This is a genomic window from Rhizobacter sp. Root404 (assembly GCF_001425865.1).
In the GTDB taxonomy this organism is placed as follows: domain Bacteria; phylum Pseudomonadota; class Gammaproteobacteria; order Burkholderiales; family Burkholderiaceae_C; genus LMDS01.
In genome coordinates this window covers 91,549-109,737 of sequence record NZ_LMDS01000007.1, presented here as the reverse complement: position 1 = coordinate 109,737, position 18,189 = coordinate 91,549, and the positions used below count along the sequence as shown (strand labels likewise).

At 69.0% G+C, this 18,189-nt stretch carries 15 protein-coding genes and 1 riboswitch; of the genes, 9 read left to right on the top strand and 6 right to left on the bottom strand.

Going from position 1 to position 18,189, the window contains the following annotated elements; genetic code table 11:
• Positions 1 to 17: 17 nt before the first annotated feature.
• Genes ASC76_RS22810 through ASC76_RS22795 form a run of 4 tightly spaced genes read right to left on the bottom strand, consistent with a single transcriptional unit; the run spans position 18 to position 3,205 of the window.
• Positions 18 to 683: a PhaM family polyhydroxyalkanoate granule multifunctional regulatory protein gene (locus ASC76_RS22810; protein WP_056472432.1), complete on the bottom strand. Its 666-nt coding sequence runs from the start codon at positions 681 to 683 to the stop codon at positions 18 to 20.
• A complete protein-coding gene (locus ASC76_RS22805) occupies positions 680 to 1,660 on the bottom strand; it encodes a TraB/GumN family protein (protein WP_056472430.1) in 981 nt (326 codons plus the stop codon). Before ASC76_RS22805 ends, ASC76_RS22810 begins: the two co-directional genes overlap by 4 nt.
• A gap of 38 nt (positions 1,661 to 1,698) precedes the next feature.
• Positions 1,699 to 2,190: a TIGR02281 family clan AA aspartic protease gene (locus tag ASC76_RS22800; RefSeq protein WP_056472428.1), complete on the bottom strand. Its 492-nt coding sequence runs from the start codon at positions 2,188 to 2,190 to the stop codon at positions 1,699 to 1,701.
• A gap of 31 nt (positions 2,191 to 2,221) precedes the next feature.
• Positions 2,222 to 3,205 (bottom strand): fumarylacetoacetate hydrolase family protein, encoded by a 984-nt coding sequence (locus ASC76_RS22795; RefSeq protein WP_056472425.1) that lies wholly within the window; start codon positions 3,203 to 3,205, stop codon positions 2,222 to 2,224.
• Positions 3,206 to 3,445: 240 nt separating this feature from the next.
• On the opposite strand from ASC76_RS22795, the gene ASC76_RS22790 reads away from it, so the two are divergent.
• From ASC76_RS22790 to ASC76_RS22780, 3 genes are all read left to right on the top strand, one after another.
• Positions 3,446 to 4,351 (top strand): DUF3108 domain-containing protein, encoded by a 906-nt coding sequence (locus ASC76_RS22790; protein ID WP_157615983.1) that lies wholly within the window; start codon positions 3,446 to 3,448, stop codon positions 4,349 to 4,351.
• Between the two features lie 125 nt (positions 4,352 to 4,476).
• Positions 4,477 to 4,770: a DUF3567 domain-containing protein gene (locus tag ASC76_RS22785; RefSeq protein WP_056472422.1), complete on the top strand. Its 294-nt coding sequence runs from the start codon at positions 4,477 to 4,479 to the stop codon at positions 4,768 to 4,770.
• A gap of 157 nt (positions 4,771 to 4,927) precedes the next feature.
• The gene (locus ASC76_RS22780) at positions 4,928 to 7,237 is read left to right on the top strand and encodes an ATP-binding protein (RefSeq protein WP_056472421.1); all 2,310 of its coding nucleotides are present in this window, start codon (positions 4,928 to 4,930) and stop codon (positions 7,235 to 7,237) included.
• A 20-nt stretch (positions 7,238 to 7,257) separates the two neighbouring features.
• Here ASC76_RS22780 and ASC76_RS22775 read toward each other — a convergent pair whose 3' ends face one another.
• On the bottom strand, positions 7,258 to 7,650 hold the full coding sequence (locus ASC76_RS22775) for a rhodanese-like domain-containing protein (protein ID WP_056472419.1): 393 nt from the start codon (positions 7,648 to 7,650) through the stop codon (positions 7,258 to 7,260).
• Positions 7,651 to 7,694: 44 nt separating this feature from the next.
• Here ASC76_RS22775 and ASC76_RS22770 point away from each other — a divergent pair, with 44 nt between their 5' ends.
• The 4 genes from ASC76_RS22770 (at position 7,695) to ASC76_RS22755 (ending at position 15,204) form a co-directional block, all read left to right on the top strand.
• Positions 7,695 to 8,762: a homocysteine S-methyltransferase family protein gene (locus tag ASC76_RS22770; RefSeq protein ID WP_056472417.1), complete on the top strand. Its 1,068-nt coding sequence runs from the start codon at positions 7,695 to 7,697 to the stop codon at positions 8,760 to 8,762.
• A 14-nt stretch (positions 8,763 to 8,776) separates the two neighbouring features.
• A riboswitch (S-adenosyl-L-homocysteine riboswitch) is annotated at positions 8,777 to 8,865 on the top strand.
• A 50-nt stretch (positions 8,866 to 8,915) separates the two neighbouring features.
• On the top strand, positions 8,916 to 11,642 hold the full coding sequence (gene metH / locus ASC76_RS22765; RefSeq protein ID WP_256364468.1) for a methionine synthase: 2,727 nt from the start codon (positions 8,916 to 8,918) through the stop codon (positions 11,640 to 11,642).
• A 236-nt stretch (positions 11,643 to 11,878) separates the two neighbouring features.
• Entirely contained in the window at positions 11,879 to 13,681 is a 1,803-nt protein-coding gene (locus tag ASC76_RS22760; RefSeq protein WP_235580565.1) for a DUF1800 family protein, read from the top strand.
• A gap of 17 nt (positions 13,682 to 13,698) precedes the next feature.
• Positions 13,699 to 15,204, top strand: a complete 1,506-nt coding sequence (locus tag ASC76_RS22755) for a DUF1501 domain-containing protein (RefSeq protein ID WP_056472414.1) — start codon at positions 13,699 to 13,701, stop codon at positions 15,202 to 15,204.
• A 4-nt stretch (positions 15,205 to 15,208) separates the two neighbouring features.
• Here the strand turns inward: ASC76_RS22755 and ASC76_RS22750 are convergent, their stop codons facing one another.
• Positions 15,209 to 16,735 (bottom strand): YifB family Mg chelatase-like AAA ATPase, encoded by a 1,527-nt coding sequence (locus ASC76_RS22750; protein WP_056472411.1) that lies wholly within the window; start codon positions 16,733 to 16,735, stop codon positions 15,209 to 15,211.
• A gap of 310 nt (positions 16,736 to 17,045) precedes the next feature.
• On the opposite strand from ASC76_RS22750, the gene ASC76_RS22745 reads away from it, so the two are divergent.
• Positions 17,046 to 17,780 (top strand): TorF family putative porin, encoded by a 735-nt coding sequence (locus ASC76_RS22745; RefSeq protein WP_056472408.1) that lies wholly within the window; start codon positions 17,046 to 17,048, stop codon positions 17,778 to 17,780.
• 61 nt (positions 17,781 to 17,841) lie between these two features.
• Positions 17,842 to 18,180: a P-II family nitrogen regulator gene (locus ASC76_RS22740; protein ID WP_056472405.1), complete on the top strand. Its 339-nt coding sequence runs from the start codon at positions 17,842 to 17,844 to the stop codon at positions 18,178 to 18,180.
• Positions 18,181 to 18,189: the final 9 nt, after the last annotated feature.

Below are 18,189 nucleotides of genomic sequence, written 5' to 3'. Positions count from 1 at the left end.
GTGCTATGCCCGCGCGGTCAACGGCGCGGGGCGGCCTTCTTGGCGGCGGCGCGGGCGCCGGTCTTGCGGGCGCCCGACTTCCTGGCGGCAGGCGTCTTCGTCGCGGGCGCCGGGCTGTCGAGCGCGGCGCCCAGCGTGGCGCCGGCCATCTTGCGCGCGGCGTCGGACGCGGTGTCCTTCATCGCGGTCGTCGCCAGCTCGGTGAACTGCTTGGTCAGTGCACCCCACCACTGCAGCGGATCGACGACGCCGGCCGCCGGGGGCGCGGCCGACGCGGCATCGGCATCGGCATCGGGCTCGGCCGCCATCGCTTCCGGCTCGGCCGGCGGCGACGCGACCGGCGCGCGCCTGGGCGCCGGCTCCGGGGCCGGCGCGGCCGTCGGCATGCGGATCTGCAGCGAATCGCGCAGGCCTTCCATCTGGACGTTCATCGTCTTCAGTGTGGACAGCGTCATCTTCTGGACCTCGAGCGCCTGGATCGTCGCGCCCAGCATGCGCGCGTTCTGCTCGAGCCAGAACTGCACCGTGCGCAGCTCCTCGATGCGCTTTTCCAGTTCCGCCGGGTCGATCGTCGGCGCGACCCATTGGCCGATGCCGGGCAGCGCGGCGCCCGCGTTCTTGACGAGGCCCTGGAGGAAATCGAAGCCCGGGACGAGCTTCGTGAAGGCGGATGGGTCGGTCATGGTCTTGTCTCCTGAGGCTTCTGGGGGAACACGATGCGCTCCACACGATACCCGCGCTGGGCCATCAATGTGGGCAATCCGGTCGGTCCGATCATGTGCAGGCTGCCGACGGCGGCGAACACGCGCTGGCCGACGGCGTGCAGCTGCGCGATCGAATCGGCCAGCTTCGGGTTGCGCTCGTCGAGCAGGCGGACCAGCGAGGCGCGGTCGGCCGCGGTCTTGACGCAGTCGCACCAGCTCTCGTAGCGCTGCAGTTCGGCCAGGTCGCCGTCGGCCCAGATCGTGGCCATCCGCCGCAGCGCGGCGCGCGCGCGGCCGCTTTCCATCTCGGCCAGCGCGCCTTCGACGAGCTCGACCGTCTCGGCCGGGCTGCCCATCTGCAAGGTGCGCAGCTGCAGCTCGGGCGTCTCCAGCGAGACGATGTCCAGCTTGGCGGCGCGGCCATAGCCCGCCAGCACCGCGTCGATGCCGTAGGCCGCATCGAAACCGTCGCGCCGGCCGGCGAGCGTGGCCAGCACCGCGACCTGCATCTCGGGCGCGAGCGCGGCGATCGCCTGGCGCGGCAGGCACTCGGCCTGCGCCTGCCGGTCGAGCCGCGCCTGCAACGAGGCCGGCAGCGCCACCTTCGGCTGGGCGGCCAGCGCCTGGGCCATCCGCGCCTGCAACGTCGGGTCGAGCAGGTCGAGCTCCAGCGCGAGGGTGTCGCTGCGCGCCAGCGCGTCGCGCTGCGCCGGACCAGGGAAGGCCCAGGCCAGCTTGGCCACATGCAGCGTGCCGTACAGCCACGAGCTGCGGCCGTCCCGGCTGATTCGCCACAGGAAGCCGTGGTCGCGCGCATCGCGCGTGCCGGCGGCGAGCTGGTCGGGGGTGGGTTCCGGCGCGACCGGCGGGCAGTCCGCGGGCGCTTGTGCCAGCGCGCCGGCACACAGCAGGGGCGCGACCAGCAGGGCGAGCGCGGTGCGTAGCAGTCGAGTCATAGGGTCGGTGTCGAAAGGTCGTGGGTGGTGCGGCCGGCTCAGCGCGGGTCCGTGAGTTCGATGCGCAGCACGCCGTCGCGCTGCTGCCAGTGCAGCTTGCCGAGCACGTCCATGCCGAGCAGCGGGCTCTCGCCCAGCCGCGGCAGCGCGACGATGTGCAGCCGTTCGACCTTGACCCCGCCCTGCAGCTCGATGTCGGCCCGCACGACGCTGCCGGTGACGACACCGCCGGCGGTGTTCGAGCGCACGCTGCCGATCGGCTCGAGCTTCAGCGCGCTCGCCAGCGCCGCCGGGATCGCGGTACCGGTGGCGCCGGTGTCGATCAGGAAGTCCACGCGCCGGCCGTTCACGCGGCCCGGCCAGTGGTAGTGCCCGTCGTCGCCGCGGCGGATCTCGAGCGTGCCGCCGCTGACCTGGAAACGCGTCTGCTGCGCCCGGTGCTGCCACCACTGGATCGCCACGAACACTGCCGCGCCGAGCAGCAGCCAGACCGTGACCAGCTTCAGACTGTGCGGGAGGTCCTTGTCCACGGGCGAAGTGTCGGTCTCGTCGCGCCGGCCGTCAGGCGAGCGGCACGACCTTCTGCTCGATCGCGCCGAACACGCTCAGTCCGTCGAGCCCCTTCATCTCGATGCGGATCGTGTCGCCGAACTGCATGTACTCGGTCTTCGGGGCGCCGCCCTCGATCGTCTCGATCGCGCGCTTCTCCGCGATGCACGAGTAGCCGCGGCTCCAGTCCTTGTTGCTGACCGTGCCGCTGCCGATGATGCTGCCGGCGCGCACGTTGCGGGTCTTGCACAAGTGCGCGATCAGCTGGCCGAAGTGGAAGTTCATCTCGTCGCCGGCGCTGCACAGGCCGACGCGCTTGCCGTTCCAGGTGCTCTCGAGGTTCAGGTGCACGCGACCGCCGTTCCAGGCGTGGAGCAGTTCGTCCGGCGTGACGGCGACCGGGCTGAACGCCGTCGCCGGCTTGCTCTGCAGGAAGCCGAAGCCTTTCGCGAGTTCGGCAGGCACGAGATGGCGCAGGCTCACGTCGTTGGCGAGCATCAGCAGGCGGATGCCCTCCAGGGCCGCATCCGGGCCGGTGCCCATCGCGACATCGCCGGTGATCACCGCGACCTCGGCCTCGAAATCGACGCCGTGCTCGACGCTGGCCGCGACGATGTCGCCGCGCGGGCCGATGAAGTCGTCGCTGCCGCCCTGGTACATCAGCGGGTCGGTCCAGAAGCTCTCCGGCAGCTCGGCGCCGCGCGCCTTGCGCACCAGCTCGACATGGTTCACGAAGGCCGAGCCGTCCGCCCACTGGTAGGCGCGCGGCAGCGGCGCCATGCACTGCGCGGGATCGAACGGGAACGCGTGCCGCGCCTTGCCGTGGTTCAGCGTCTGCGACACCTCTTCGAGCTGAGGGGACAGAAAGTTCCAATCGTCCAGCACCTGCTGCAGCCGCGTCGCGACGCCGCTGGCATAGTGGGCGAGGGTCAGGTCGCGCGAGACGACGACGAGCTGGCCGTCGCGCGAACCGTCTTGGTAGGTCGCAAGCTTCATGGATGTCCGGGTCGGGGCGGGGTTTTCGAAGGAGCGCTATTGTCGACGCATGACTTCGATCCGTTTCTTCCGCCGCGCACGGCCCTTCGGCGACACGCGCCGCGCGTCCTCGTGCTGAGTGCCGCCGCCGTGCTGTTGCACGCGGCCGTCTTGGGTGGCGCGGACTGGGCCTGGCCGTCGAACGCGCCGCCGAGTTTCCGGGCGCCAGCCGTTGTGCAAGTTCGCCTCGTCGAGCCGCCCGTGGTCCCCGTGCCCGCGTTGACCGAGCCGGGCATGACGTCGCCGGCGCCCGGTCGTGCTCGGCCGCCTTTGCGCGCCGTGGTCGCGAGATTGCCGGCGGCTGCACCCGTGCGGCCGCGCGAGGCGCCGACCGCGCACGCCGTGATCGAGGAGCCGGCGACCGAGCCGCCGATGCAACTCGCTATGGCGGCCGCGACGACGGTCCCCGCGCCGGCAAGTGCGCCCACCCTGTCGCAGGATGACGAGAAGATTCCGCATTACCGCACCCGCATGCCGCCGGCGGCGACCCTGCGCTACGAGGTCAGTCGCGGCCTTCTGCATGGCACCGGCGACCTGGTCTGGCGGCCGCAGGCCGGTCGGTACGAGCTGAAGCTCGATTTCAGGCTCAGCGGGCTCACGATCCTGTCGCAGGCGAGCAGCGGGGCGTTCGACGCCGCGGGCATCGCGCCGGTGCGCTTCACGGACCAGCGCTTCAAGCGCGGCACGACCGCGGCGAACTTCCAGCGCGAGGCCGACAAGATCACCTATTCGGGCTCGGCGAGCGAGTTTCCGCTGCGTTCCGGTGCGCAGGACCGGCTCAGCTGGATGATGCAGCTCGCCGCGATCGTCGCCGCCGAGCCGCAGCTCGCGAAGCCGGGCGGGAAGGTCGCGATGTACGTCACCGGCGCGCATGGCGATGCGGGGGTGTGGGTATTCCGTTGCGTCGGCCCGGAGGCGGTCGACCTGCAGGGCTCGCCGGTCAACGCCATCAAGTTCGTGCGCGAGCCGCGCGAGCCCTACGACACCGCGGTGCAGGTCTGGCTCGACCCGAAGCAGCACGACCTGCCGGTGCGCGCGACACAGAAGTCGGGCGCGAACGACGAGGGTTACGAACTGCGGCTGATCGAGGTCCGGGCCGCGAGCTGACCCCCCGGTCGAGGGGAATGCGTGTCGCGGGGCCGACCCTGTCGTCCGCTGGCTTGATATTTGCGTTGCAATCATCAGGTTAGTGGTCAGGAAGTCGTCAGTTCGCCGAACCCGAGGATCACCGAATGCAGATGCTCTACAACTCCGACAGCTACGCCGTGGTGCTGTTCGACGTGGCCGCTGCGGTCGCGCCCGATGCTGCGCCAGTCGTCGCCGATGCGCCCGAGCCGCTCAGCCACGGGGGCTACGAGATCGTCGACAAGTTCGCGCGCAAGGAGATCTTCCTGCAGGGCGTGATGGCCGAGAGCTTCAAGGAAGGCGTCGAGGCGCTGATCCAGACCCAGCCGACCGAAGAAGAGATCGACGACTACATCGAGCGCTTCACCTCGCTGATGCAGCAGCCCGTGATCCTGCACTGACCGTCGGTCTCCTCGGCGGCGCGCGGGGCGTGCGAGGCGGTGTCGCCGCGAACGGCGCCGCTGCGTTATGGTCGGTGGTGAGGGTGCGTTGCCGGGGCTTGCCCGGCTGTGCACTCTGCGCCAAGATGGTCCACCGACTCGCCCCCACGGAGGTGTCATGGTCAAGAGCCACGCTGATGCACGCTTGCTGCTGTCCCCGGGGCTGAAGGACGCGCCGGTGCTCGACCGGATGTGCTCGCAGTTCGTGCTGACGCTGACGATGCACGCCGCCGGCCGCTTCAACCTGCGGCGCGACTGGAACAGCCTGCTGTCGCTGACCGGCAAGCACCTCGTCTGGCCCGGATCGGTGCTGACGCGCCTGCGCGGCTTTCTCAAGACCCGCTGCAAGGGCAACGAGCACTGGCGCGGCCACGACCTGCTGGACGACGACGCCTTCATGCTGCGCCATGGCGGCTGGCGCGGCCCGTACGAGGAGGGCACGCTGTTCTTCTACATCGACGAGTACATCAAGGACGCGCCCAAGGACCTGCTCGCCGTGCTGGGCGCGACGGCCGACTGGTTGGGCCGCAGCCTGAAGAAAGAATCGACGCTGGTCCAGAAGAACATCGACTCGCTGGCCGGCCTGTTGCAGCTCAACCCGGCCGAGCGTGCGCTGCTGCTGTACGGCACGCTGGCGCGCTACCAGCGCGACCTGCGCGGGCTGCTGGTCGAGTTCAAGGTCTCGAACGCGCAGGAGGCCTACGCGGCGATCGCGAGCGTCGCCGGCGTCAGCGAGACCGATGTGGCCGAGGCGCTGCGCGCCGGTTCGCGGCTGGAGCGCATCGGCATGGTCGAGAACCTGATCTCGGAGCACAACATCACCGACCTGGCCGACCTGATGAAGGTCAGCGAGCAGCTGCCCCCGGTCCTGATGCGCAAGTACGAGGGCCCGTCCGACCTGATGGCGGTGTTCACGCGGCCGGCCAAGCGCAGTGAGCTGACGATCACCGATTTCGATTTCGTCGGCGTCGACCAGAAGATGATGACCGCGCTGCTCGCCAACGCGGTCGCGCGCAAGGAGCCCGGCGTCAACGTGCTGCTGTATGGCCCGCCCGGCACCGGCAAGACCGAACTCGCGAAGGTGGCGGCGCAGGCGGCCGGCCTGGAGCTCTACGAGGTCGAATACGCCGACCGCGACGGCAACTCGCTCAGCGGCCGCGACCGCTACCGCTCGCTGCAGATCAGCCAGGTCTTTCTGAAGGGCAGCCAGAACGTCGCGTTGCTGTTCGACGAGGTCGAGGACGTGTTCCCGCCGATCTCGACCGACGCCGCGCAGCTGATGGCGCGCATGGACACCGGCGACGGTGCGGCGCTGACCGGCAGCGTCAGCGGCAAGGCCTGGGTCAATCAGATCCTCGAGACCAACCCGGTACCGGTGATCTGGGTCACCAACCGGATCGAGCAGATCGACCCGGCGTTCCGGCGCCGCTTCCAGTACCACCTCGAGCTGAAGAGCCCGCCCCCCGGCGCGCGCGAACTGCTGGTGTCGCGCGCGCTCACCGGCGTCGACGTGGAAGTCGGCTTCGCAGCGAAGCTGGCCGAACGCAAGGGGCTGACGCCGGCGCAGATCCGCACCGCCGTCAAGTTCGCGCGCCTGGCGAGCGCGCCCGAGGCGGGGCACGACCTGCAGTCGCTGATCGAGCGCCAGCTGGTCAACGCCGATAAGGCGCTGGGCAACAGCAGCAGCGAGCGCGGCGCAAGGCGTGTCGTCACGAACTACGACCTCGACCTCGTCAACACCGAGTCGCGTTTCGAGGTGCCGAAGATCGTGGAGGCGCTGCGCCGCAAGACCTACGGCACGCTGTGCTTCTACGGCCCGCCCGGCACCGGCAAGACCGCGCTGGCCGAGCACATCGCCAAGGCACTCGACCGGCCGCTGATGATCCGCCAGGCCAGCGACATCATGAGCAAGTACGTCGGCGAGACCGAGCAGAACATGGCGAAGATGTTCGAGGAGGCGCAGACCGAGAACGCCGTGCTGCTGCTGGACGAGGCCGACAGCTTCCTGCGCAGCCGCAGACTGGCCGAGCGCAACTACGAGGTCAGCGAGGTCAACGAGATGCTCCAGGGCATGGAACGCTTCGCCGGCGTGTTCATCTGCACGACCAACCTGTTCCAGGAGCTGGACGAGGCGGCGCTGCGACGCTTCACCTTCAAGGTCCAGTTCAAGCCGCTGACCGCGCCGCAGCGCGAACGCATGTTCGTGGTCGAGGCGCTCGGCGGCGACGCGACGCTGCTGACGCGCGAGCAGGCCGGGCGCCTGGCACAGCTGGGCTCACTCGCACCGGGCGACTTCGCGTCGGTGAAGCGGCAGATCGATGTGCTCGGCGAGGCTTTCGGGCCCGACGAGTTCCTGTCGCAGCTCGAAGCCGAGCACCGCGTGAAGCCCGAGGTGCGACAGCAGCGCGGGATGGGCTTCTTGCACTGAGCCGGGCGAGTGCCGTTAGCTCACATTTGTTCCCACGGCAGGCCGTCGAAGCGCCAGCCGTTGAGATTGCCGCGCTGGAAGTGCTCGTCGAGCTCGCCCTCGAAACCGTGCACGACGTTGACGACCTCGCCGAAACCCGCCGCTTCGAGCGCCTGAGCCGCGGGAATCGTGCGCCGCCCGGAGCGGCACAACAGCACGATCGGCCGCATCTTGTTCGCCGCTTCGCGCTCGACCAGTGCCGCAAAGCGCGGAGGATCGACGTGCATGTCCGGGTACTCGTACCACGGGATGTGCACGATGCCGGGCGGGTGCCCGACGTACAAGTGCTCGATCTCCATGCGCACGTCGACGAACAGCGCGTCCGGGTGGGCTTTGAGGTAGGCCCATGTGGCGCGGGGTTCCAGATGCTTCATGCGGACGGCCGGCGTGGACTTGACATGCTTTCTACAATAACCCAATGAACACGACGTCGAACTTCACCCGGGGCGCGCAGCTGCCCGCCATCCTCGCGCAACGCATCGTCGTGCTCGATGGCGCGATGGGCACGATGATCCAGCGCTACAAGCTCGGCGAGGCCGACTACCGCGGTGCGCGCTTCGCGGATCACCCGAAGGACCTGAAGGGCAACAACGACATGTTGCAGCTCAGCAAGCCCGAGGTGATCCTCGAGATCCACGAGCAGTACCTCGCGGCCGGTGCCGACATCATCGAGACCAACACCTTCGGCGCGACCACCGTCGCGCAGGACGACTACGGCCTCGGCGCATTCGCGCGCGAGATGAACGTCGCCGCCGCCAAGCTGGCCCGCCAGGCCTGCGACAAGTTCAGCACGTTTGAGAAGCCGCGCTTCGTCGCCGGCGCGCTCGGGCCCACGCCCAAGACCGCCAGCATCAGCCCCGACGTGAACGACCCGGCGGCGCGCAACGTCACCTTCGACGAACTGAAGGCCGCGTACTACGAACAGGCCAGTGGCTTGCTCGAAGGCGGCTGCGACCTGTTCCTGGTCGAGACGATCTTCGACACGCTGAACGCGAAGGCCGCGATCTTCGCGCTCGACGAACTGATGGAAGACACCGGCGAGCGCCTGCCCGTGATCATCTCGGGCACGGTCACCGACGCCTCGGGCCGCATCCTGTCCGGCCAGACCGTCAGCGCGTTCTGGCACAGCGTGCGCCACGCCCGGCCGCTCGCGATCGGCCTGAACTGCGCGCTCGGCGCGACGCTGATGCGGCCCTACATCGAGGAGCTGTCGCGGATCGCCGGCGACACCTTCGTCAGCTGCTACCCGAACGCTGGCCTGCCCAATCCGATGAGCGAGACTGGCTTCGACGAGACGCCCGAGATCACCGGCAGCCTGCTCGAGGAGTTCGCGAAAGCCGGCTTCCTGAACATCGCCGGCGGCTGCTGCGGCACGACGCCCGCGCATATCGCGTCGATCGCGCAGAAGGTCGGGAAGTACCAGCCGCGTTGCGGGCACAAAGGCACGTTGTTCGGCGAACTGGCGCTGGAGGCCGAGACCGCCTGACCTAGAATCCTGACTCGCCCGAGGAGCGTTGCGACAGTCGATCGACGACTGCCAGGCTCGGGCACGGTGGCGCAAGCCGCTGGTTCAACGGCGCTCACCCGACCTTTCTCGGTCCGCGGTGAGTAGCGCGGGCCTCATTCGAGCTCTCCCGCGATGTCCAAGATCACCGTCCCCCCGATGAAACTGTCCGGCCTGGAGCCGGTGCTGATCGGCGAAGGTTCGCTCTTCGTCAACGTCGGCGAGCGGACCAACGTGACCGGCTCGAAGGCCTTCGCGCGGATGATCCTGAACGGCGAGTTCGAGCAGGCGCTGAGCGTGGCGCGCCAGCAGGTCGAGAACGGCGCGCAGGTCATCGACATCAACATGGACGAGGCCATGCTCGACAGCAAGGCCGCGATGGTGCGCTTCCTGAACCTGATCGCCGGCGAGCCCGAGATCGCGCGCGTCCCGATCATGGTCGACTCGTCGAAGTGGGAGGTGATCGAGGCCGGTCTGAAGTGCATCCAGGGCAAGGGCATCGTCAACTCGATCTCTCTGAAGGAAGGCGAGGCGCAGTTCAAGCACCAGGCCAAGCTCGTCAAGCGCTACGGCGCCGCGGCGGTCGTGATGGCGTTCGACGAGAAGGGCCAGGCGGACACGTTTGAGCGCAAGACCGAGATCTGCGAGCGGGCGTACAGGATGCTGGTCGACGAGGTGGGCTTCCCTCCCGAGGACATCATCTTCGACCCGAACATCTTCGCGATCGCCACCGGCATCGAGGAACACAACAACTACGCGGTCGACTTCATCAACGCGACCCGCTGGATCAAGCAGAACCTGCCGGGTGCGAAGGTCTCGGGCGGCGTCTCGAACGTCTCTTTCAGCTTCCGCGGCAACGACCCGGTGCGCGAGGCGATCCACACCGTGTTCCTGTACCACGCGATCCAGGCCGGCATGGACATGGGCATCGTCAACGCCGGGATGATGGGCGTCTACGACGACCTGGAGCCCGAGCTACGCGAGCGCGTCGAGGACGTGGTGCTGAACCGCCGCGAGGACGCCGGCGAGCGCCTGGTCGAGGTGGCCGAGAACGCGAAGGGCGCCGCCAAGGACGACAGCCAGCGCCTCGCATGGCGCGCCAAGCCGGTCGATGAGCGCCTGAGCCACGCGCTGGTGCATGGCATCAACGACTTCATCACGCAGGACACCGAGGAGGTCTACCAGCGCGTGCTCGCGCAGGGCGGCCGGCCGCTGCACGTGATCGAAGGGCCGCTGATGGACGGCATGAACATCGTCGGCGACCTGTTCGGCCAGGGCAAGATGTTCCTGCCGCAGGTGGTCAAGAGCGCGCGCGTGATGAAGCAGGCGGTCGCCCACCTGCTGCCCTACATCGAGGAAGAGAAGCGCCTGCACGTCGAGGCCGGCGGCGAGGCCAAGGCCAAGGGCAAGATCGTGATCGCGACCGTCAAGGGCGACGTGCACGACATCGGCAAGAACATCGTCACCGTCGTGCTCCAGTGCAACAACTTCGAGGTCGTCAACATGGGCGTGATGGTCGCGTGCCAGGACATCCTGGCGCGCGCCAAGGTCGAGGGCGCGGACATCATCGGCCTGTCGGGCCTGATCACGCCGAGCCTCGAAGAGATGCAGCACGTCGCCGGCGAGATGCAGCGCGACGACTATTTCCGCATCAAGAAGATCCCGCTGCTGATCGGCGGCGCAACCACCAGCCGCGTGCACACGGCGGTGAAGATCTCGCCGCACTACGAGGGCCCGGTCGTCTACGTCCCGGACGCGAGCCGCTCGGTCAGCGTCTGCTCCGACTTGCTCAGCGACGACCGCGCCAAGGCCTACATCGACGAGCTGAACGCCGACTACGTGCGGGTGCGCGAGCAGCACGCCAACAAGAAGGCGACGCCGCTGGTCACGCTGGCGCAGGCGCGCGCGAACAAGACGCCGATCGACTGGTCAAGCTTCGTGCCGGCCGTGCCGAAGTTCACCGGGCGCCGCGTGTTCAAGAACTACGATCTGGCTGAAATCGCGCAGAGCATCGACTGGGGCCCGTTCTTCCAGACCTGGGACCTGGCCGGCCCGTACCCGGCGATCCTGAACGACGAGATCGTCGGCGAGTCGGCGCGCCGCGTGCTCAGCGACGGCCAGCGCCTGCTGCGCCGCGCGATCGAGGGCCGCTGGCTCACCGCCAATGGCGTGATCGGCCTGTACCCGGCCAACGCGGTCAACGACGACGACATCGAGATCTACACCGACGCCACCCGCAGCGAGGTGCTGATGACCTGGCGCGGCCTGCGGATGCAGAGCGTGCGTCCGGTGGTCGACGGGGTGATGCGCCCCAACCGCTGCCTTGCCGACTTCATTGCGCCGAAGGGGTCCGGTGTGGCCGACCACATCGGCCTGTTCGCAGTCACGTCCGGCATCGGCGCCGAGAAGAAGGACCGGCAGTTCCTCGCCGACCTCGACGACTACAGCTCGATCATGTTCAAGGCGATCGCCGACCGCCTCGCCGAGGCCTTCGCCGAGCGGCTGCACCAGCGCGTGCGGACCGAGTTCTGGGGCTACGCGCCCGACGAACAGCTGACGACGCCCGAACTGATCGCCGAGAAGTACCGCGGCATCCGCCCGGCGCCCGGCTATCCGGCGTGCCCGGACCACACCGTCAAGGCCGAGATGTTCCGCGTGCTGGGCTGCGCCGAGATCGGCATGGGCCTGACCGAAAGCCTGGCGATGACGCCGGCGGCCAGCGTCAGCGGGTTCTACCTGGCCCACCCCGAGGCGGCGTACTTCAATGTCGGCAAGATCGGCGAAGACCAGCTGGCGGACTGGGCGCGCCGCAGCGCGCTGGACACGGATCTGGTGCGTCGCTCGCTGTCTGCGTTGCTCTGACCCGTGCGCGTGCCTGGCGCGCGGGCCGGTTGCGCCTGCTTACGGCCAGAAGCATTCCTTCGCAACATGTCCGACTAATGTCGTTGATCCGACGATTGACTTCACGTTGACTGCCAAATCGTTCACGACCTGGAGGCAGACCTGACGGTCCCCGGCAGCGCCGCGCCGGGCACATGCCCTGCGTTCGATCCTCCCCGAAAAGACCAACTTCGGGGGTGCGTGTGCAGACGATCCAGGTGTTTCATGCCCGTTCGGGCCACGTGGCGATCGCCGCGGCCCTGCTCCTCGGCCTCGCCGCTTGCGGTGGCGGCAGTGGCGGTTCCGGCGAAGCCGATGCCGGCCCGACTGCCAGTCCCGCGGCCGCCGGCCCGACGAACGCGCCGCTCGCCTCCGCGCGCTTCCTGACCCAGGCGACCTACGGCCCGACGCCGGCCGAGATCACGCGGCTGCAGACGATGAGCTACGCCGCCTGGATCGACGAGCAGTTCGCGAAGCCGCCGGTCTCGCACCGCCTGACGATGAACCAGGCCGCGGCCGACCTCGCGGCCACCGGCGGCACCATCAGCCAGACCAACTTCTTCGACTCGTACTGGAGCCAGGCGATCGCCGGCGACGACCAGCTGCGCCAGCGCGCCGCGTTCGCGCTGTCGCAGGTCTTCGTGATCTCGTTCACCGACAGCACGCTGCGCAGCCAGCCGCGCGGCGTCGCGTCGTACTACGACATGCTCGGCGAGAAGGCGTTCGGCAACTTCCGCGATCTGCTGGAAGCCGTCGCGCTGCACCCGATGATGGGCGTCTACCTGTCGCACCTGAAGAACCAGAAGGAAGACCCGGCCACCGGCCGCGTGCCCGACCTGAACTTCGCGCGCGAGATCACCCAGCTGTTCACGATCGGCCAGTACAAGCTGAACGCCGACGGCACGCCGGTGCTCGGCGCCGACGGGAAACCGGTCGCGGCCTACGTGTCGGCCGACCTCGAGGGCCTGTCGCAGGTCTTCACCGGCTGGAGCTGGTACGCCGGTTCGCTGACGAGCGACCGCACCAGCCGCCGCTTCTTCGGCAACGACGCCGACCTCGAGCGCGACTGGCGCCCGATGCAGGACTACAACCAGTACGCTGCCAACACCAACTTCCATTCGATCAGCGCGAAGAACTTCCTGGGCGTCACGATCCCGGCGCAGACGCTGACGACGGCGAACACCGTCGGCGACCTGAAGATCGCGCTCGACACGCTGTTCAACCACCCGAACGTCGGCCCGTTCATCGGCAAGCAGCTGATCCAGCGGCTGGTCACCAGCAACCCGAGCCCGGCCTACGTGGCGCGCGTCGCGGCCGCGTTCAACGACAACGGCAGCGGCCAGCGCGGCGACATGAAGGCGGTATGGAAGGCGATCCTGCTCGACGCCGAGGCGCGCACCGCGAGCACCGCGCCAAGCGCCGGCAAGGTGCGCGAGCCGGTGATCCGGCTGGCGAACTTCATGCGCGCGTTCAAGGCGACGTCGAAGTCGGGCCGCTACAGCGGCCTCGGCAACACCGACGACCCGGCCACGCGGCTGAACCAGACGGTGATGTTCGCGCCGACGGTGTTCAACTTCTACCGGCCGGGCTACGTGCCGTCGAGCAAGCCGATCGCCGACGCCGGTCTGGTCGCCCCGGAGTTCCAGATCGTGCACGACGTGTCGGTCGCGGGCTACATGAACTACATGCGCAGCCTCGTCACGGTCGACGCGAACCGCGACATCCAGCAGGACTACACGGCCGAGCTTGCGCTGGCCACGACGCCCGCCGACCTGGTCGAGCGCATGAACCTGCTGCTGTTCTCCGGCACGCTGCCCGACGCGCTGCGCGCGCAGATCACCGCGGCCGTGACGAGCCGCACCATCCCGGCACCCGTCTACCCGACGCCGGCCGGCGCGAGCGCGCCGGATTCGTCGCAACCGCCGACCAACCAGGCCAACATCGACGCTGCCAAGCGCGACCGCGTCTACCTCGCGGTGTACCTGTCGCTGGCCTCGCCCGACTACCTGATCCAGAAGTGACGACGAGGACACACGCCATGACGATCTTCAAGACTTCGCGCCTCGACGCCTCCCGGCGCCGCTTCCTGCGCACCGCCTCGGTCGTGTCGGGTGCGGTCGGCCCGTTCGCGGCGCCGTTCGCGCTCAACCTGGCCAGCCTGAACACCGCGGTCGCGCAGACGACCGACTACAAGGCCATCGTCTGCCTGTTCCTGTACGGCGGCAACGACTCGTCGCACATGGTGCTGCGCACCGACGCGGCGTCGTTCAACGAGTACACGCGGATGCGCTCGGTCGCGCCGGAGTCGATCGCGCTGAAGGCGCCGGGCACCGCGCCGGTCGCGACCGCGCCGCTCGCCTCGCCGGACCGCCTCGGCGGCGTGCGCGCGATCGTGCCCAAGTTCACCGCCGGCATCGCCGGCACCGCCGAGAACAGCCCGCTGACTTTCGCGCTGCACCCCAGCATGCCGGAGGTCGCGACGCTGTTCGGCGCCGGCCGCCTCGCGATCCTGGCCAACGCCGGCCCGCTGGTGCAGCCGCTGACCCGCGCCGAGTACGTGGCCAACGTGCTGCCGCGGCCCAAGGCGCTGGGCTCGCACAACGACCAGCAATCCACCTGGCAGGCGCTCGGCCCCGAGGGCGTGAAGATCGGCTGGGGCGGCCACCTCGGCGACCTGGTCGCGAGCAGCAACGCGAACACGGTGTTCACCAGCATCTCGGTGTCCGGCAACGCCGTCTTCTCGGCGGGCGAGACGGTATTCCAGTACCAGGTCGGCAGCGGGGGCGCGACGCAGATCGGCGGGCTCAGCGGCAACCTGTTCGGCTCGAGCACGGCGGCCGCGACGCTGAAGAGCATCGTCACCGCGAGCAACCAGCACCTGTTCGCGAACGAGTACGGCGCGATCGTCAAGCGCTCGGTCGACGCGCAGGCGGCGTTCCAGGTCGCGTACAACGCATCGACCGTGACGGCACCGACCCAGTACGTGCAACCGTCGACCAACAACCTCGCGAACAACAGCCTGGCGCAGCAGCTCCAGACCGTCGCGCGGATCATCGGCGCGCGCAGCGGCCTGGGCGCCAAGCGGCAGGTGTTCTTCGTCTCGATGGGCGGCTTCGACACCCACGACGGCCAGAACGCCAACCAGGCCGACCTGCTGGCCCGCCTGTCGCACGCGCTCGGCTACTTCGACGGCGCGCTCGCCGGGCTCGCCGGTGGCGACATGCGCAACAACGTCACGCTGTTCACCGCGTCCGACTTCGGCCGCACGCTGACGAGCAACGGCGACGGCACGGACCACGGCTGGGGCAGCCACCACTTCGTCAGCGGCGGTGCGGTCAACGGCGGCGAGATCTTCGGACGCTTCCCGCAGTTCGGTCTCAACCTGAACGACTCGGCCAACAACGCCTACTTGCCGGTCACGTCGGTGGACACGATCGGCAGCACGTTGGGCAAGTGGTTCGGCGCCAGCGACGCGCAGCTCGACACGGTGTTCCCGAACCTGCGCAACTTCCCGCGCGACCTGGGGTTCCTGAAGGCGACCTGAGCGTTCAACCGGCGCCCAGCACGCGCCGGTACTGGATCGCCTCGGCGAGGTGGGCGATGCCGATCGACTCGCTGGCCGCCAGGTCGGCGACGCTGCGCGCCACGCGCAGCACGCGGTGAAAGCCGCGCGCCGACCAGCCGAGGCGCGCCGCGGCACTGCGGAGGATCGAAGCGGTGGCCTCGTCGAGCGCGGTGTGCGCGTCGAGGGCTGCGCCGGCGAGATCGGCGTTGACGCAGCCCTGGCGTGCCAGGGCACGCGCGCGCGCCACCTGCACGCGCGCGGCGATCGCGGCGCTCGGCTCGCCGTCGGGCGCGGCGGCCAACGCCTCGGGCGCGACGGCAGGCACCTCGACCTGGATGTCGATGCGGTCGAGCAGCGGGCCGCTCAACTTGCCCTGATAGCGCGCGATCGCATCGGGCGCGCAGCGGCAGCTGTTCAGCGAACTGCCAAGATGACCGCAAGGACAGGGGTTCATCGCCGCGAGCAACTGGAAGCGCGCCGGGAACTCCGCCTGGCGCGCGGCGCGCGAGATCACGATGCGCCCGGTCTCGAGCGGCTCGCGCAACGCTTCCAGCGCGCCGCGGCGGAATTCCGGCAACTCGTCGAGGAACAGCACCCCGTGGTGCGCGAGCGAGATCTCGCCCGGCCGCGGCGGCGAGCCGCCCCCGGCCAGCGCCGCGGCCGACGCGGTGTGGTGCGGGGTGCGCAGCACGCGCCGGCCCCAGCGTTCGGGTGCGAACGCCCCTGCCAGGCTCAGCACGGCTGCCGATTCCAGCGCCTGTGCATGCGGAAGCGGCGGCAGCAAGCCGGCGAAGCGCTGCGCCAGCATCGACTTGCCGGTGCCGGGCGATCCGACCATCAACACGCTGTGCGAGCCCGCGGCGGCGACCTCGAGCGCACGTTTGGCACCGGCCTGCCCCTTCACGTCCCGCAGGTCCGGGCCGGCCGCCGCGGTGGGCTGCGGGCTGGCGACGACGAGCGGCAGCGGTGCCGGCGCCGCGTCGCCGGCCGGGCGCATCGCGGCGACGACCTCGAGCAGGTGCGCGGCGCCGTGGATCGCCAGGCCGTCCACCAGCGCCGCCTCGCGCGCGCTCGCCTGCGGCAGCACGAGTGCGCGCAGGGGGCCGGCGCGGTGACGCTGCAGCGCAAGCGCCATCGCGAGCGCGCCCCGCACCGGGCGGAGTTCGCCGCCGAGCGAGAGCTCGCCGGCGAACTCGAAGCCGCCGAGTCGCGCCGGGTCGATCTGCCCGCTGGCGGCGAGGATGCCGAGCGCGATCGGCAGGTCGAAGCGGCCGGATTCCTTGGGCAGGTCGGCCGGGGCCAGATTGACGGTGATCCGCTTGTTCGTCGGGAAATCGAGCCCGCTGTTCTGGATCGCCGCCCGCACGCGTTCCCGCGCTTCCTTGACCTCGGTGTCCGCGAGCCCGACGAGCGTGAAGCTCGGCAACCCGTTGGCCAGGTGCACTTCGACGGTGACTTCGGCCGCATCGAGAGCGTGCAGCGCGCGGCTGTGGATGACGGACAGGGACATGGGCGGGCCCGGAATGCGACCCGGGCAAGCTATCGGGTTGCGCGTTCACGCTGTGCCCCCGGCGCTGCGAAATGTCGCAGGTCGGGCTTTTGACGTGTCAAGTTCGTGCGACCCGTGCACTTTCATGCATTCGACTGCAGCCACGGCACGGAATTGGTGCGGCCGAGTCGGATGCATCTCTTTGGTGCGGAAAAGCCCCACGAGGAGGTCAGCCATCGGGTCCGCCCGGCCGTAACGAGCTGCAAGGCCGCTGGCACACATCGTGCAAAACCGGGGCATCCCCTCAGAAAACCCCCAACGGAGCTCCACGATGACCAAGTCGATTCTCTTTCTCGCGATCGCCACGACCCTGACCGGCGCGGCCTATGCCGAAGACCCGGCGGCGCCGTTCCCGCTGACCGCCAACATCAGCCTGACCAGCAACTACAAGTACCGCGGCCAGGACCAGGGCAACAACAAGCCGGCCGTCCAGGGCGGCTTCGACTGGTCGGCCAACGGCTTCTACATCGGCAACTGGAACTCGAGCATCGGCTTCACCAACGCCGGTGTCGAAATGGACTTCTACGCCGGCTACAAGGGCGAGATCACCAAGGAGTTCACCTACGACGTCGGCATCCTGCAGTACTACTACCCGCAGAAGGACAAGACGGTCGACTTCAACACGACCGAGATCTACGGCGCCCTGAGCTACGGCCCGGCCACGCTGAAGTACTCGCACACCGTGTCGAAGGACTACTTCGGCTGGGGCGGCGGCACCTACAGCGGCCGCAACACCGGCTACATCGACCTGTCGGCCAACTTCCCGCTCGTCGACGCGCTGACGCTGAACACCCACGTCGGCTACACGCGCTACTCGAGCGACCTGCGCAACAACGTCTCGGTGCCGAACTACTACGACTACAAGGTCGGCGTGACCTATGACCTGAGCAAGTTCGCCGGCTCGGGCGTGTCGATCTCCGGTGCCGTCGTCGGTGCGAACAAGAAGGACTTCTACGGCGACATCAACAAGGTCCGCTTCGTCGCGACCCTGACCAAGTCCCTGTAATCCGGTCGGCGGCCGCTGCGCCGCCGTTGCTTTCACTCTCCGATCAGAAAGAGGTTCGACCATGAAGATGGTGACCGCCATCGTCAAGCCGTTCAAGCTTGACGAAGTCCGCGAAGCCCTCAGCGCCATCGGCGTCCAGGGCATCACGGTGACCGAAGTCAAGGGCTTCGGCCGCCAGAAGGGCCACACCGAGCTGTACCGCGGCGCGGAGTACGTCGTCGATTTCCTGCCGAAGGTGAAGATCGAGGCCGCCGTCGACGACGCGATCGTCGACCGGGTCATCGAGGCGATCGAAGGCGCGGCGCGCACCGGCAAGATCGGCGACGGCAAGGTATTCGTGTCGGCGCTCGAGCAGGTGGTCCGCATCCGCACCGGCGAGACCGGCAAAGACGCTCTCTGAAGCACAGGA